The organism is Desulfurococcus mucosus DSM 2162, assembly GCF_000186365.1.
Classification (GTDB): Archaea; Thermoproteota; Thermoprotei_A; order Sulfolobales; family Desulfurococcaceae; genus Desulfurococcus; species Desulfurococcus mucosus.
Genome location: NC_014961.1, coordinates 604,162 through 619,368 on the forward strand (window position 1 = coordinate 604,162; position 15,207 = coordinate 619,368).

At 53.0% G+C, this 15,207-nt stretch carries 11 protein-coding genes; 6 read left to right on the forward strand and 5 right to left on the reverse strand.

The genetic code is table 11. The features are described 5' to 3' along the window. The first annotated feature begins 117 nt into the window (after positions 1-117). From DESMU_RS03100 to DESMU_RS03115, 4 genes are read left to right on the forward strand one after another with little or no spacing between them, the layout of a single operon-like run. Positions 118-369, forward strand: coding sequence for a hypothetical protein (locus DESMU_RS03100; protein ID WP_013562139.1), 252 nt, complete (start codon positions 118-120; stop codon positions 367-369). Then, positions 369-2,186, forward strand: a complete 1,818-nt coding sequence (locus DESMU_RS03105) for a carbon starvation CstA family protein (protein ID WP_013562140.1) — start codon at positions 369-371, stop codon at positions 2,184-2,186. Before DESMU_RS03100 ends, DESMU_RS03105 begins: the two co-directional genes overlap by 1 nt. A gap of 32 nt (positions 2,187-2,218) precedes the next feature. Next, on the forward strand, positions 2,219-2,521 hold the full coding sequence (locus tag DESMU_RS03110; protein WP_013562141.1) for a DUF7990 family protein: 303 nt from the start codon (positions 2,219-2,221) through the stop codon (positions 2,519-2,521). After that, on the forward strand, positions 2,515-3,495 hold the full coding sequence (locus tag DESMU_RS03115) for an ArsA family ATPase (protein WP_245526487.1): 981 nt from the start codon (positions 2,515-2,517) through the stop codon (positions 3,493-3,495). Before DESMU_RS03110 ends, DESMU_RS03115 begins: the two co-directional genes overlap by 7 nt. On the opposite strand, the gene DESMU_RS03120 is transcribed toward DESMU_RS03115, so the two are convergent. The 5 genes from DESMU_RS03120 to DESMU_RS03140 all read right to left on the reverse strand — a co-directional run bounded on the left by DESMU_RS03120 (position 3,492) and on the right by DESMU_RS03140 (position 10,835). Beyond that, positions 3,492-4,736, reverse strand: a complete 1,245-nt coding sequence (locus DESMU_RS03120; protein WP_013562143.1) for a molybdopterin molybdotransferase MoeA — start codon at positions 4,734-4,736, stop codon at positions 3,492-3,494. The genes DESMU_RS03115 and DESMU_RS03120 overlap by 4 nt on opposite strands. Positions 4,737-4,748: 12 nt before the next feature. After that, positions 4,749-5,603 (reverse strand): DMT family transporter, encoded by an 855-nt coding sequence (locus DESMU_RS03125; RefSeq protein ID WP_013562144.1) that lies wholly within the window; start codon positions 5,601-5,603, stop codon positions 4,749-4,751. Positions 5,604-5,615: 12 nt separating this feature from the next. Next, positions 5,616-7,880 carry an arginine--tRNA ligase domain-containing protein gene (gene argS, locus DESMU_RS03130; protein WP_013562145.1) on the reverse strand — a complete coding sequence of 755 codons (2,265 nt, stop codon included), beginning with the start codon at positions 7,878-7,880 and terminating at the stop codon, positions 5,616-5,618. A 354-nt stretch (positions 7,881-8,234) separates the two neighbouring features. Continuing rightward, entirely contained in the window at positions 8,235-10,199 is a 1,965-nt protein-coding gene (locus DESMU_RS03135) for an aldehyde ferredoxin oxidoreductase N-terminal domain-containing protein (protein WP_013562146.1), read from the reverse strand. Positions 10,200-10,376: 177 nt separating this feature from the next. After that, positions 10,377-10,835, reverse strand: coding sequence for a PadR family transcriptional regulator (locus DESMU_RS03140; RefSeq protein WP_013562147.1), 459 nt, complete (start codon positions 10,833-10,835; stop codon positions 10,377-10,379). 87 nt (positions 10,836-10,922) lie between these two features. Here DESMU_RS03140 and DESMU_RS03145 point away from each other — a divergent pair, with 87 nt between their 5' ends. Together DESMU_RS03145 and DESMU_RS03150 are read left to right on the forward strand one after the other, a co-directional pair. After that, the gene (locus DESMU_RS03145) at positions 10,923-11,639 is read left to right on the forward strand and encodes an ABC transporter ATP-binding protein (RefSeq protein ID WP_013562148.1); all 717 of its coding nucleotides are present in this window, start codon (positions 10,923-10,925) and stop codon (positions 11,637-11,639) included. Positions 11,640-11,652: 13 nt separating this feature from the next. Then, positions 11,653-15,207 (forward strand): COG1361 family protein, encoded by a 3,555-nt coding sequence (locus DESMU_RS03150; RefSeq protein WP_425358434.1) that lies wholly within the window; start codon positions 11,653-11,655, stop codon positions 15,205-15,207.

Here is a 15,207-nt window from a genome sequence, read left to right on the forward strand (position 1 = left end):
TAGGTACGCCTTGGGCTCCATAAGTGTAACAATAGTATCTACCTGTACCCACATGTATCAAGCATTCATAAAAACTTATAAACTAGCGCCTTGATACTTTGAGCAGGGTTGAGTATTATGAGGTCGTCTGAAGCACTAGGTGCAGTAATAACCATTATTGGAGTGATAATGTTCTTCTGGGGACTTGCAGCAGGAGCAATGTATGGGAAAATAGATGGGGTGAATTCAGCAATATTCATAAACTCCTTATACCCTCTCCTGCTTGGTCCATGGCTGTGGTTCGGCGAGGTACCGTCAGCGTTAAGGAGGTTTGTTGAGGCGAAAATAGAGAAGTCGGCTCTTGAGAAAGCTGGGAGGGGTGGCGCCTGATGGATGTCATCGCGTTAGAGGTAATACTCATAGTTGTAGCCGTATACGGGGTCTCATACTATCTTTACGGTAAGAAAGTGTTGGAGGCCAGGGTTGTCCGTGCCGATGGAAGACGCCTAACCCCTGCCGTCGAAAAGTTCGATGGAGTAGACTATGCACCCGCCAATAAATGGGTGTTGTTCGGCCATCACTTCGCATCCATCGCAGGCGCAGGCCCGATAATAGGTCCTGCCACAGCACTAGCATGGGGATGGGGCCTTCCATTAGTATGGGTGTTGTTCGGCAACATATTCATAGGGGCTGTACACGACTACCTCTCGTTAATGGCGAGCGTGAGGCATGGAGGCTTATCCGTGATGTCCATAAGCGAGAAGACCATGGGTAGGAAGGCTAAGTACATATTCCTAGCATATGTGTGGTTCGCGTTAATCCTAGTGCTCGCCGCCTTCCTCAGCGTGGCATCCAACACCTACATAGGTACGCCTGAGGCCTCCACGATGACGTGGATCTTCATGCCTCTCGCACTGTTCTTCGGCATATTAGTATACAGGTTCGGGCTAAGCGTATGGAAGGCTACGGCAGTGGCCTTGATCCTCGAGTTAATAGGATTCATTTACTCGCTGAACCACCCGCTGATAGCAGACTACGGTAGTTGGGTTGCAGTGCTAACCATATACTCCTTCCTAGCCGCTGCACTACCAGTATGGTACCTCCTGCAGCCAAGGGATTACTTGAACGCCTACATGCTGTGGGCATTCGTGGGGACAGCTGTACTAGGAGGGTTGATGGTTGCCGGAACCCCCTTAAACACCAAGTTCCTCTACATAAACTGGGCGGCTCCAGGCAGCGTCGTCGGCGCTATTGGAGATGCCGCGAAGTCTAATTTCGCCTGGTTCTGGCCGTTCGTGCCGCTCACGATAGCGTGCGGCGCTCTCTCAGGCTTCCACTCGGTTGTAGCCTCCGGCACATCCTCGAAGCAGCTTGCAAACGAGCTGGACGCGCTCCTTGTAGGGTATGGAGGTATGCTTACAGAGGGCGCTGTCTCATCGCTCGCCGTACTCCTACCTGCCGCAATAGTCTTCGATCTCACCGCATTCCAGCAGACCGCTGGGATACCAGCTGACACCCTGTTGAAGCTCGGCATAAACACCACTAGTACACCCACGCTCCTTAAACTAGGTGCACAGCCCAGGTTCGTGACAGCCTATGGTCTCACCCAGGCCCTGGCGTGGAGCAAGCTTGGAGCAGACTTTGCAAGCGTCTACAAGGTTTTCAAGGTCTTCGCGGCCACGGCACTCACAGCATTCGTGGTCACAACTCTTGACACAGCTAATAGGCTGGCTAGATTCGCATGGGTCGAGTTCTTCGATTGGGTTAAACCGAAGAGTCCATCACTCCACAAGGTGTTAACCAACAGATGGCTCGCCTCGCTTATACCGGTACTGGCCGGCTACATGCTGGCTATCCCACAAATATCGGATCCCTTGAACCCCGGTAAATACATATATGCATACCAGGTTGTATGGCCAGCGTTCGCTGGCACAAACCAGCTTCTAGCGGCAATAGCATTGCTCTCCGTCGCACTCTGGGCCTGGCACGAGCAGAAGGTGCGTGGAGGAATAGCATGGCTGATACTGATACCAGCAGGCTTCCTCTGGCTCACCGTCACCCTAGCGCTAGCTCTCTGGCTATACTATGTCGTCCCCTCGCTGCCACCACTATATGTTACGGCACTGGGAGGAATAGTCGCGATATCCCTGGCATTAGACATATTATTGATGGTATTCTTCATACGTGGATTAATGAAGAAGACTTAAGCCCAATGCTTTTTCCCCTTCCCTCATAGGGGGTGAACACTATACTCAGGCCACTTAGTAGGCTCCTAGAGGGGTTAAAGCAGTTCATACTTGGAGTTAAGGCTTCAATGATCGAGAACGCTGTGGGATCGCTGGAGCTCGAGTACGCTGAGCTGGAGTCGGTGTTCCTTATCATGGTGATGGGCTCCCTAGCAGGATTGATCCCGGTGCCCCCTGCGATAGCGGTTGACATCCTCCCATTGCTCCGTGATGAAATAGCATTCTTCGAGGATAGGGCGTATAGGGGCAACGATGTCATAGGCGACCTCTTCTCAGCCATGGGGGGTGAATGGTAGTGTTCACAGAGTACCTGGGGATCCTGGGGAAGCCACATACCTTCATAGCGCTGGGGAAAGGAGGGGTCGGGAAGACAACCACTGCGATAGCACTGGCCCTGGAGCTCTCGAGGATTGGGAGAACCCTGCTAGCCAGCTTCGACCCAGCTAAACACCTATTGAAATATCTTGAGCTACCGGAGGCGGGGAGAATACATTCGAGGAACCCTTTCCACGCATATCAATTCGACCTCGAGCAGGCCACTGGGAAGCTATTGAAGGAGTTAAGAGGGAACCTGGAGAGCCTGGCCCCATCACTGAAGGTTCTGAACGCTGAGAGCGTGTTGAAGGCCGCGAGATACACTCCGGGACTTGAGGAGGATGCAATAATCCGCGAGCTCTCCAGGCTCTACGGGCTCACCGATTACGATTATCTCGTTGTAGACATGCCTCCTACGGGGCTAGCCATACGCGTTCTCATGCTTCCCGAGCTCTACACCTCATGGCTCGACGGCCTGATAGATGTGCGTTCAAGGATCCTATCATTGAAATACACCATTGGAAGAGTCAGGGGGATTAGGCAAGAGGTAAGCGACCCCGTGTTGAATAGGCTCATAGAGCTCAGGAACATGTATTCAGGCCTCTACACTAACCTGAAGAACCCGGAGAGGACGAGCTTCATAATAGTCGCAAACCCGGAGCCGCTTCCCCTCTACGAGATGAAGGAGATCACCAGGGCTCTCGCAGAATCCCTCGATGCGAGACCAAGGCTGCTCGTCATGAATAAGGTGGTTAACGGCATGGTGCGTCAAGCAGAGTACTTAGAGGCCCTTAGGGATTACTGTGAGATACCGTTTCCACACGCATGCATACCCCTCCTAGAGAAACCTCCCTCAACCATCAGAGATGTTGAAGCACTCTGTGAAAAAGTCTACGACTGCTGCAGGGTCTATGGGTACTCTCATCAAGCCGGTGCTCCAGTGTTAAAGGATTAGAAGAGGTGGACCCTCACCAGGTCCCCCTTCTCGAAGCCTTCAACGTTCTCCGGTATCACTATGTAGCCTTGGCTTTTGAGGAGGCTTGACAACACGCCGCTCCCCCTCAGCATGTAGGGTTCTGCGACAAGCATGTCGCCGGCGTCTCTCAGCGATACCCTTATATAGCTCCTGTAGCCAACAGTGTTAGGTGTTCTACGGGCAAGCCTTGCATATACCACGGGCCTCTCGAGGTTGCCTAGCCCAAGCCATTTTTTGAAAGCAGGCATCAGTATTGCCTCATACCCGGTCCATGCCGCGACAGGGTACCCGGAGAGGTTGAGCACCGGCTTGCCTTCAACCAATGTGAGAGTGGTTGGCCTCCCCGGCCTCATCCTGACACCGCGAAAGACAGTTCTACCTACGCCTGCCAAGGCATCTATCAATACGTCGCCCTCGCTGACGCCTGTTCCACCAGTTGTGACCACGAGATCGTTCTCGGAAACCGCTTCAACCACAGCATCCCCTATTACGGCTGGGTCATCTGGGAACACACCATAGTATCTTACATCAATGAACCCTGTGCTCCGGAGGAGGGCTGCGATGAGTCTCGCCGAAGAGTTGTATACAATGGTGGGGCACTCTGAGTCGACACCGGGCTCACACACCTCGCTCCCCGTCGTTAAAACACCCACCTTGATCCTCCTGTAGACCCATACTTTGTCGACACCTATGCTGGATAGGGCTGCTACATGCAGGGGTCCCAGCAGGGTCCCCTTGGCTACGATCACCTCCCCGCTTGAAAAGTCCTCGCCCCTCCTGGACACGTTCTGGCCGGGTGACACCGGCTTGAAAACCGTAACCCTGCTACCACTGGCTTCAACGTCTTCATCCATGACGACGGCATCTGCTCCGCACGGGATAGGGGAGCCTGTGTGAACCCTCACGGCCTCACCCCGCTCAAGGCATTCGCTAGGCGGCTTATCGCTTGGTGAAACCACGCCTTTCAACGCGAGCTCGACGGGACTGTATATTGAGGCGTTGACGACGTCGCCCGCGTAGACTGCGTAGCCGTCTACAGCACTTCTATTGAATGGCGGGACATCAACACCAGCAGTGACATCACTCGCCGCTATCCTGCCCAACGCGTTGAGAACTCTTTCCTCGACAACCTCCAGTTCCATCGTCCTCTTGAAGACGTCTGCCAGCAGTGCAACCGCATCATCAACGCTTATGAGCGTGGAGAGCCTTCTACTGGTCAAGCACACCACCAGCTAATCTGGGACACTATTCCCGTACCCGTATATTACTGCTACAATGGAGAGCACCGTGGCAACACCGGTGAGGATGCTGGGCAAAGCCATCCCCTCCCCGAGTATGAAGTATGCGAGTAATCCAGCCCCAAATGGTTCTCCAAGGGATATCGAGGTTACTAGGTATGCTGGGTAGTGCTTCAACAAGTAATTCATCAATGTGTGTCCGAGCATCATGGGTATAAGGGCCATTAAAGCGAAGTAGAGGTATGATAAAGGGTTAACTGGGAAAATGCTTACACCGGAAACCATATTATACATTAGTGTGAAGAAGGCTGCTGAAGCATATGTTGGGAACACGTAGCCGGAAAGCGACTCACCCACTGCTCCACGCGCATACCTCCCTATCTCGAAGTAAAGGGCCACGAGTAATCCGGCCATGAGTGAGAGAATCGCACCAGGCTGATACACCAGGTTGTTCACGCCTGTGTATACTGTGAGCGATGCAACTGCGGCAGTGAACCCGAGGACCTGGGGCATGGAGGGCCTGTACCCGTGGATTAATACATCTATGATGAGTGAGTAAAGCGGGTAGAGCACGACGAGCAGTGTACTAGTGTAAACGGAGACCATGAAGAGGCTCTTCATCCATAGGATGAAGTGCAAGGCGAGGGCTAAGCCGGAGGCTACATGGTACCATTTAAATCCCTTCCCCCTGTGTAGCCATAGGGGTAGGAGTAGGAGAGATGAGAAAAACATCCTCCAGAACGCGCATACCTCGCCGGGTACACCAGATAAGCGTACCAGTATGCTTGCCGAGCTTATTGCCACCCATACCACTGGAAGCAGGAAGATGTGCTTGGTGAGCATAGGCATCTCTGCGTCGACCTACAGCCTCCTAGGCTTATGGAACCCCATTATGTCGGCTAGATCCGATAGCACCAGTAGCACTGCTATGGTTAACAGTACCCTAATATTCTTCCTCACTGGATCCGGTTCATTGATGACCCGGTGCTTCTCATACATCCTGTTGAACGCGAGGGAAAGCCCTGAGGCGTACTCTAGTAGTCTATCCGGCCTCATGTACTCGTAGGCCTCTCTTAAAACCATTGGGTAGCCCACTAGGGCCTCCAGCAACTGCTTCTCTTCAACGTTGAAGCCCAGCTCCTCTTGCTTGAGCGATGACAATGTGTCGAGACCCCTGGTCTTCACAATGCTAGCGTCATCAAGGGGCTCTACCCCCCAGAGCCTCCTCAGTATGCTCTGCGCCCTAACCAACCCGTATGTAACCGTGATCCCGTGCTCGAACACCCCTATCCTCCCAGGGTCGAATGAGAGAACCTTGCCGGGTTCAACCGATAGGAGGAGGGCCCTCGTATTGTTGACCGCGAGGATCCCGGCTACACTCCTTAACTCCATGTAATCCCCCGTGGCCTCACGCTTAAAGCCCCCGGTTTCCTCAAGATGCTTCCCGATTATAGAGTTCTCCATGTCCATTAACAGCTCGTCGACAGTGTAGTAGATGCCGCGCCTACCGCTCATTCTCATGCCTTTCAAATGCACCATTTCATATGAGAAGTGGACTAGGTTGTCTGCTTCCCTCCTGTAGCCTAGCAGGTATAGAACCGCCTTCAGCTGCTTCTGCGCCCTCGACTGCTCCACCGCTATCACATTGTATACTTTTTCAGCCCTGTGCCTTGTAAACTTCATCAACGTGTAGGCTATGTCCCTCGTCACGTATAGTGTGGTCCCATCACTCCTCCTGATTATGAACCTACCCGGTTGATCCGGGTGGAAGAGGTTCTTAACATACTCGTGGTCCTCGCCGGCTTTATTGAGGTCTACTTCAACCGCTCCATCAACCACTCTAGCATACCCTGACTCGATGACTCTGTCAACCACCTTCCTCGAGAGCTCTAGCACTTCATCACTTGACTCATAGTCGAATCCGTCGAATGACACGTTGATCTTGCTGAGGGTTTCGAGAAAGCCCTTTAACACCTCCCCCGACACCTCCCTGAGCAGGCGCCTGGTCTCCGGGTCGCCTCCCTCAGCCCTCCTCATGATGTCGGCTATCTCATCTTCAGCTGCCTCATACCCGTTGAACCCGCTGGCCAGCCCTCTGCACACCTCCCAGTACTCCCTGCAGAGAGCACTCTTTGCTTTCACATACCCGGTGTACTCCTTGTAGAGCTCCCTATACTTCGAGGCGAGCTCGCGGAGTCTCCCACGGTATTCACTAAGGTAGGCTGCCGCGTCTCCTCCAGCTGTCTCCAACCCCTTTATCTCCTTGTAGAGCTCTCTCAGCAGTTTCACCGTGTCATGTTTAAGGCTCAGCATGCCCCGTATAGACGCGATCCTCGAGTGGAATCTCTCGAGCCCAGTCACACCCTTATCCATTATCAGCCTCCTGGAAGCCTCCTCCAGCTCCTCTACTAGTCTCGCCAGCTCCCTGGAGAGACCGTCTAATTCATGGGCGAGCTTATCCTCCTCGATCAATATGTTTGTGAGAGCGTAGACGACGCCGTACCAGTGGTCAATCTTCATCCCTGGCCTCGGCGTCACCCCCTGTGACCTAAGCTTCCTGACACCGTATGCTAGCACTGCGACCTGGCGTCCCAGGTCGTTAACATAGAATAGTCTTGACACGTTGAAGCCGAGGTATTTGAGTAGCCTTGAATACGTGTCGCCGATCACGCTGTTCCTACCGCTACCTATGTGAAGAGGGTGCACAGGGTTAGCACTTGTGTGCTCTACGACAACGCTTCTACCAGTCCCGATACTTCTCAAATCCTCCAGTAGCTTACCGGTTAGAAGCGACTCCATGAAGGACTTGAAGATCGAGGAGTAGTCGACTTCGACATTCACATAGCCGTTGATGAATAGAGCCCTCTTAACCCTGCACTCTGCCGCGGAATACTCAACCAGCTTCCCGGCAATAGACTCCCCGATCTCCCCCCATTTCTCCCGGGGATAGTTCTTTAAAACCGCGTGGAGTGCGACACCGTAGTCACCCATCCTCGGATCAGGTGTCGGTGCAACCCTTATCTTGCCATCCCTGATGTATCCCTCGATGAGTGATTCATCAATACCTGTCACATCCCTCAGGGCTTTCAGTAATCCCCGTGTAATACACTCCTGGAGCCCCGTCATCACCTAACCCCTTGCATGGGATCGATTATGATGCATAGTTAATATAACTGAACTCTCTCCATCCCGAAGAGTAGTGCTTCCAGCCTAAAAGACCAATACAGGGTGCTCCAGTAGCGCTGACCTCCTCCCCGCCCTAAGAAGGTTTCCCTGTTCAGAGGGTTCACTGGTTCCCCTGCATCCCCCGGGTTTACACACGTCATCTACGGGGCGGGGATGCCTCCGCGGGCTCAGGGCTAACCCTGAAGACAACACTCAGGAGTTAGGAGCCCCTCACGCCACACCTAAACCCTTCAACCCCGCCTTAAGAGACAGAGCTTTCAGTTGTAATATGTGAATGGGTATCTCTGATCCATCTCAGCGGGCTCCAAGCCCTACTAGCTCCTCAACCCTCCTATAGAAGCGCTCCCACCACTCCCTTGCCGCCGCCTTCTTATCTGCCTTGAACTTGGCAACCCATTCAGGGCTACCGTACTCCTCGGCTGCCAGAGCCATGAAGTCTACTGTCTTACCCGACTCCCAGAACACTGGGAGTGCACCCGCGAGCTTCTGATACTCTGCTATCCTCTTGTAGAGTTCACGTGTCTTCTCAAGGGGTTTCTCGACACCGTAGAATTTCTCGAGGAGTATTGGTACTGCTTTCTCAGCCCAGCCTCTGTGGAACCTGCAGAGCCCGGCGTCGGATATCAGTGCCTCATATATAGCCCTCTCAACAGACTTGGAGGCAAAGTCCTCTGGCTCCATGAAGACGCCGCTGTAGACAGTCCAGTATTTCCCTAGGACAGCCAGGGGGGCTATTAGCCCTGGCGTCCAGTAGAAGTTGGGTGTTATATGGCCTTCCTCACCGAAGGCAGCGTAGACCGGTATATCGCTGAACCATGTCTTCTTCTCGACGACTCTCTCCCGGTATAATATGTCGAGAACCTTGGCGGCCGCCCTCAGCCCTTTCTCACCTATTAAGCGGAGCACCGGGTTCGTGCCGAAGGCGAGCTGTTCAACTATTCTAGTAGCTAGCTCAGCGTTCACCCGGGAGTGTTCCATGGTGTAGGCTGCTGGGTCGAAGAAGGGTTTACCCGGTAGTCCAACCTCCTCCGGCTTCAACAATCCCTTGTAGAGGGCCTCGAATATGAAGCCCACTATCTGCCCCAGCTCTATGGCGTCGAAGCCGTAGGCGTCGGCGAGCTCGACTACTTTCTCAGCGTCATGTATATCCATGACGCCTATGAAGGGGCCTAGGCCGTTGTAGGGCTCGTAGTCGCTCTTATACTTGCCCAGCCTCACCTTCTTGCATGCAAGGGGACATGGCTCCCCGCATGTCTTCCAGCTCCTCGACTCAATGGCCTCCTTGTTGAAGGGCTCCCAAATGTGCTTCATTATCAGCTCGTGGAGTCTCTCCCTAACGGCTTTAGGCAGGTAGATCATGTTCCAGTTGAAGACCGGCGTCGTAACCTTTAGGTGTGGGTAGTTGCCGCCGAGTGTTCCACCGGTGTTCAGCTTCGGGTCATACCTGTACTTCACGCCTGCATTGATCACTGATTGAGTGTAGGGTTGCCTCGTTATCTCCATGAATAGCTTGTCGAGCTCCCTTACATCGTTGAGCTCCACGGGTACTTTAACGCTCCTATCGTATCTGCCTCCATATATTATGGCTGCAACACCGTGCGCCCTGTAGAGTACGCTGCCACCGCCAGCCCTAGCCGCGAAGTCCTCGCTCCCGAGATCCATCCTCCCCTTACTCAGGGTTATAGATGCCAGTGCACCTATATTCGTGTACTTGGAGGCCGGCCCAACAAGTATGGATCTCCCGTTGAACTCCTCGTAGAACCCTGTGAAGCTATCGCTTAGATACTGCTGTAACGCGTAGATGCCCCTGTACCCCTTGTAGCCCCTCCATACTCCCTCCAGTGTGTCATCCGGTATCTCGTGGAACTCTACAACGGGTTCTCCGTCGCCTTTATCATATACTTTAACTATTAACGGCACCTCAGACCTGCCTAAGACGACTAGCGCGTCAGCGTTGACCCTGAACTGGAATGCAGCCCCACCCATCTCGGAGACGTGGAGCCCCCTGGTAAGCGGGCTCCTGAACACTGCGATGAACCTATGGGTACCATACATCTTCGACCCTGCGAACAACCCTGCCCCTAGTACGAGCACGTTGTCAGGGTGGTAAACTGGTTTACTCCACGACTTGTATATCTCCATGTGGAGCTTCAGTCCTAGTGAGATAGGCGAGTAGATCTCGCTTAAATCATACTCCTCAACCCAGTGCCTTCTGCTTGAAGCATCAATGAACAATGCCCTATACCTGCGCTTCTCCATCACCATGCACCGTGCTCAATATTTAATACATTCCTTATTTAAACATTCTCATTGAAAACTAGGAAAGGAAGCTGGAATTTTTCAATCAGTCATGGAAACAAGTCCCCAGGGAAGCCGGCCCCATGACGCCTGCATCACCACCGTGGAGAATGCAGCTGCTAGGGTTAAGCAAGTATTTTAAGAGACACCACCTATGCCTCTAAGCCTCTGCTCGAGGTCTTCCACTAGCTTCTTAACAGTGTCAAGCTGGCTCGATGTGAGTCTATCCAACCTCTCAAACAGGTTCCCCAGAGTGGCCAACAGTCTAATCAACCCGGTTTCCCTGGCTAACCGCAGCCTCTCAAGATACCTCCTGGCCTCCTCTAAATCCTGCTTGTTTTCATCCAGGTATCTCCTCCCCTCCTCAGTTATCCTGAAGAGAACCCTGCGTCTCCCCTTCTCAAAGCTCTCCTCGGCCTTCAACAGTCCTTTCCTAACCATCCCTCTCAGCAACGGGTAGATCAACCCGGGGTTCACGGGTAGTCCGGTTTCCTCACGTATCTTCTTCAACAAGTAGTATCCGTGGAAACCGTTTTCACGCGCCATGTCAAGTATCAGTAGCTCTATGTATTTCCCCTTATGCCTTATCCTGCGCAATGGAGTCGCCTCGCCTGGAAAGATATTTAAACTGATATATCTTTTTAAATATTACCTCGATGCAGTGCATATGGAGGCGCAGTAAGCGTGAGCGAGGTAATAAGGCTTGAAAACATCTGGAAGATCTACAGGGTTGGAGACGTTGAGACAAAGGCGTTGAGGGGCGTCACACTCACCGTTAACAGGGGGGACCTCGTAGCCATAATGGGTCCAAGTGGCTCCGGGAAATCCACCCTCCTCAACATGCTTGGACTGCTCGACAAGCCCACTTCAGGCAAGATATTTATCGAGGGAAGGGATGTAACAGCGTTAAGCAGCAATGAGGTAGCCGATGTAAGGAACAGGAAGATAGGCTTCGTCTTCCAGCAGTTCAACCTGGTGAACAGGTTAACAGTCCTAGAGAACATAGAGCTACCCCTCATACCAAGAGGGATACCAAGGGCTATCCGGGTTAGAAGAGTAGTGGAAGCACTCAGGATGGCTGGCGGCGACGAGTCATGGCTGCCTAAACGACCCAACCAGTTGAGCGGTGGCCAGCAGCAGAGGGTGGCCATAGCAAGGGCTATAGTGGGTGAACCCGAGATCATTCTAGCTGATGAGCCGACGGGGAACCTTGACAGGGCATCCGCTAAACTAGTGATGGAGACCTTCATAAAGTTGAACAATGCAGGGTTGACAACCATAATAGTTACACACGACCCCGAGATAGCTAACTGCACCAGGAAGATACTGTTACTGAGGGATGGAGTCATTAAATCCGTCGAGGACCCGAACCCTGAGAAATGTATTTTAAGAACAATGTGAGTTACCAGTAGAGGTGGTTGCTTTGAAAACACCGATCCTTGCAACCCGCATACTACTACTAGTGCTAATAGCGGGCTCCCTCATACAGCTCACCCCTGTCAATCCCCAGACAGGTGATTGGAACCTTGAAGGATACTCCTATAGATCCAGGAGCGGGGGAGACATCTACCCTGGCAGCCAGGCAACACAGCTAACCGTTGACCTCAGATACATGGGTTCAACCAGTGCGACATCCCCCTACGCCTGCCTAGTGCTGCCCGACGGCTTCACGGCAAGGGGATCAGGGTGCAGTAGTGCAATGTACCCTAACGGCACATACATCCATGTGATCTCCCCTGGCGACATAGCCCGCTACTCTTTCACAGTGGATGTGGCAAGCAACGTTAACCCTGGAGGATACCCGTTCACCCTGAACGTCTCGTATTATGTTGGAGGAGTAGTGGAATACTATGTTACACAGGTCTGGGTTAATGTTTCACCCTATCCACCGCTGGCAATCGAAGTGGAGGAAGCGTATTTCACGCCCTACGGCTACGCTGGCTCGAACCCTGTGAGCCTCTACGTGAAGCTGGTGAACAAGGGGAATTCATCAGTGACATCCATGGATCTAACATTAGAGCTCCCCGGGGACTACTTCACGCCGCGGGAAGTCAACTCCTCCTACACGGGGAACATTGACTACGGTGATACAGCCTCAATAGTGTTCAGCAACATACAGATTAAACCGTATACCCCGCCAGGGGTTTACACCGCTGTACTGAAGGTTTCAGCAGGGCTCTCAACAAGTGATGGAGTAACATATAGGGAGAGCGCCGAGCTATCGTTCCAGATCGGGGTTGACGCACCGCCACAAGTGGATTTAAGAGTCCTTGACTACTCGCTTACAGCCCAATACCCGTTGCCTGGCTTAAACAACACTGGCATCAGGCTCATGCTTCAATCACTTGAGCCCGGTGCTGTGAGAATACTCTACTTGAGAACAGAGCTGGTGAACGCTGCAGCGGGGAATGGAACCAGTACTATTGTACAGGGGGTTGAAGGCACTGTTTCATATATGGATGTCGTAGAGCTCCGGGTCACCGGTTTAAACATAGCTAGCAATGCTGACACTGTTGAGGCACGCGTCGAGATAGCGTGCATGGTGAACAGGGATCAGTCATGGTACCCGGCTACATATGTAGCGAGACTGGCCATACCGCTGCAGGATCTATCCAGGGCGAGGATAGCGGTGAGCAATGTATCATGGACAAGCATAGAGGCGTATCCGGGCTCCACGGGTCTAGGCCTCACTGTGACACTGTTGAATAGTGAGGGCTTCACCATAAGGGATGCTGACGCAGTCCTCGAGCTGCCAGCTGTCTTCAGGCCTCGAGAGGTCTTCTCGAGAAACATAGTTGTAAACCAATACTCTCTGACGGAGGTAGTGTTCAACAATATAGATGTAGCCCCTGACGCTGCCCCCGGAGTCTATGCAGCCACTATGACACTGAAGGGTTTCCTCTCCAATAGTGACGGCTCAGTCAGGTACATTGAACTCTCGTTCACCATAGCTCTAAGAGTATCGAGCACGGGGAGCGTAGAGGAGTGGAAGCCTAGGCTGGTGCTGGTCAATTACTACTGGGGTGAGGGGACACCGATATATGTATACCCCGGTAACCCGAGAGCCGGGCTAACAGTGGAAGTAGCCAATACGGGGGTTTACCAGGCGTCCAATGTGATCCTGGAGCTTAATGCCCCAGGTGATCTCATACCGCTCACAGGTAACGCTACATGCACGGCTGCACTCGCACCGGGTGCCACATGCACGGCTGTATTCTACTTAAACCTCTCCAGGGCTCAACCCGGCTTGAAAACATTCAATGTTACTGCACGGTTCATAGTCAACGCGTTCAACACCAGGCTACAGCTAAATGAATCCATGAGCTTTACACTCATCCTCCCAAGCTATGGAGCCGGCGGGGGAGTCACAGTGGCATCCTCAGGGTGGAGTGCGGGCAACCCGGTTTACCCTGGGGAGAAGGGAGCAGTATACACGGTGACCCTGGCCAACTTGGAGCCATACCCCGTGTACTCCATGTGGGTCTCAGTTGAAACGCCCTCATGCATAGTGCTTCACGAGGGCTCCAGTAGAACAGTGTATGTTTCAGGCCCCTTGAACAGTCTGCAGACCACTACTGTGAGCTACGTGGTTGATGCACTATGCGGGGTCCCCGGCTCCTACACAGGGTACCTATACGTAGACTACTATGTTCAATACGCTGGGGGAGGATATAGGAGGAGCTTCAGGGAGCCAGTGGCCTTCGTGGTCAGCGAACCCGGCAACACTGTGGAAGTAGTGAAGACTGGATGGGTTGGGAGCGCACCCATGGAGGAGGGAAGAGGGTTAAGCTACATGGTGGTTGTGAGGAACAATGGATTCCCATCGCTTTCAAACCCCGTTCTCACACTCTACCTGCCGCCCGGCTTCCTGGATGCATCAAGCAATACTGGAATAGCTGTTGCAACCCCAACTGCCACTATACCGAGCCAGCAGCTCTCCCTACCTATTCAAGGGATAGATGTGTCAACCCTTCTCCAGGTTGCACAGGGCCAGCGATCCACGGGGGCGCAGAGGGGTGATCTAATGGTCTTCATCGTTAGACTCCATGTGTTGAACGCCTCAGCCGGCGTATACAGTGTACCCTTCACTCTATCATTCACGGATCACTGGGGATACGTCTACAGCGTTAACTCGACCCTACAGCTGCAACTAGACTACCAGCCACCGCTGCTCACCGTGCGCCCGGTGTCACCCCTCATTTACTTCACGAACGGCTCAAGCATGTTGGAGGTTGAAGTAGTCAACGAGTACAATGCATCAGTATACAATGTGTATGTGGCCCTGATACCGGCCTCCAATAACGTGATACCCCAGGGAGCCGTGAAATACATTGAGAGCCTGCCAGGCAACTCTGCTGCAAGGCTGAGGTATGAGGTTGTCTACAACCCGGTCTCCCTGAGCATAGGTGGGGGCGTCTCCGCCTCCCCTTCCTCAGCCGTCTTCACGGTTTCACTGTTCTACCGTGATGCATACGGCTACACTAGATCGCTTAACACAACCCTCTCAGCCATTGTAAAGCCGTTCATAAGCCTAGAGTTAACGCCTGACACCACAGCCAAGTATGTAGGGGGGAGGCTGAGCATCAACGGCATAGTACTCAACAAGGGCCTTGCACAGGCTAGAAGCCTGCTTGTGAAGGCTTACTACGGTGGATCCAGCGGGTACTCGTTCATAGGGGACGTAGACCCGTCATCTCAAACACCCTTCAGAATAGACCTTTACCCCGCTAGATACCTTGAGAACTGCACCGTGGTATTGGAGTTCAGGGATGAGTACAACACGCTCTACACTTTAAGCTACACTATACCAGTCCAGTACATTGAGCAGACGGTAACCGTGACACAGCCGCAGGCCGGCGGCCTCAGTGAATACTATATAGTCATAGTGGTGGCTGTTGTAGTATTCCTGGCAGCCGTATTCTACATGCTTCACAAGTATGTTAGTAGACATAGAGCAGTGGCTGGTTGA

Coding starts and splice junctions, on each gene's coding strand:
- argS (WP_013562145.1), bottom strand. CDS start 7,880: ATGACGGGGCTCCAGGAGTGTATTACACGGGGATTACTGAAAGCCCTG.
- DESMU_RS03115 (WP_245526487.1), top strand. CDS start 2,515: ATGGTAGTGTTCACAGAGTACCTGGGGATCCTGGGGAAGCCACATACC.
- DESMU_RS03105 (WP_013562140.1), top strand. CDS start 369: ATGGATGTCATCGCGTTAGAGGTAATACTCATAGTTGTAGCCGTATAC.
- DESMU_RS03100 (WP_013562139.1), top strand. CDS start 118: ATGAGGTCGTCTGAAGCACTAGGTGCAGTAATAACCATTATTGGAGTG.
- DESMU_RS03135 (WP_013562146.1), bottom strand. CDS start 10,199: ATGGAGAAGCGCAGGTATAGGGCATTGTTCATTGATGCTTCAAGCAGA.
- DESMU_RS03125 (WP_013562144.1), bottom strand. CDS start 5,603: ATGCCTATGCTCACCAAGCACATCTTCCTGCTTCCAGTGGTATGGGTG.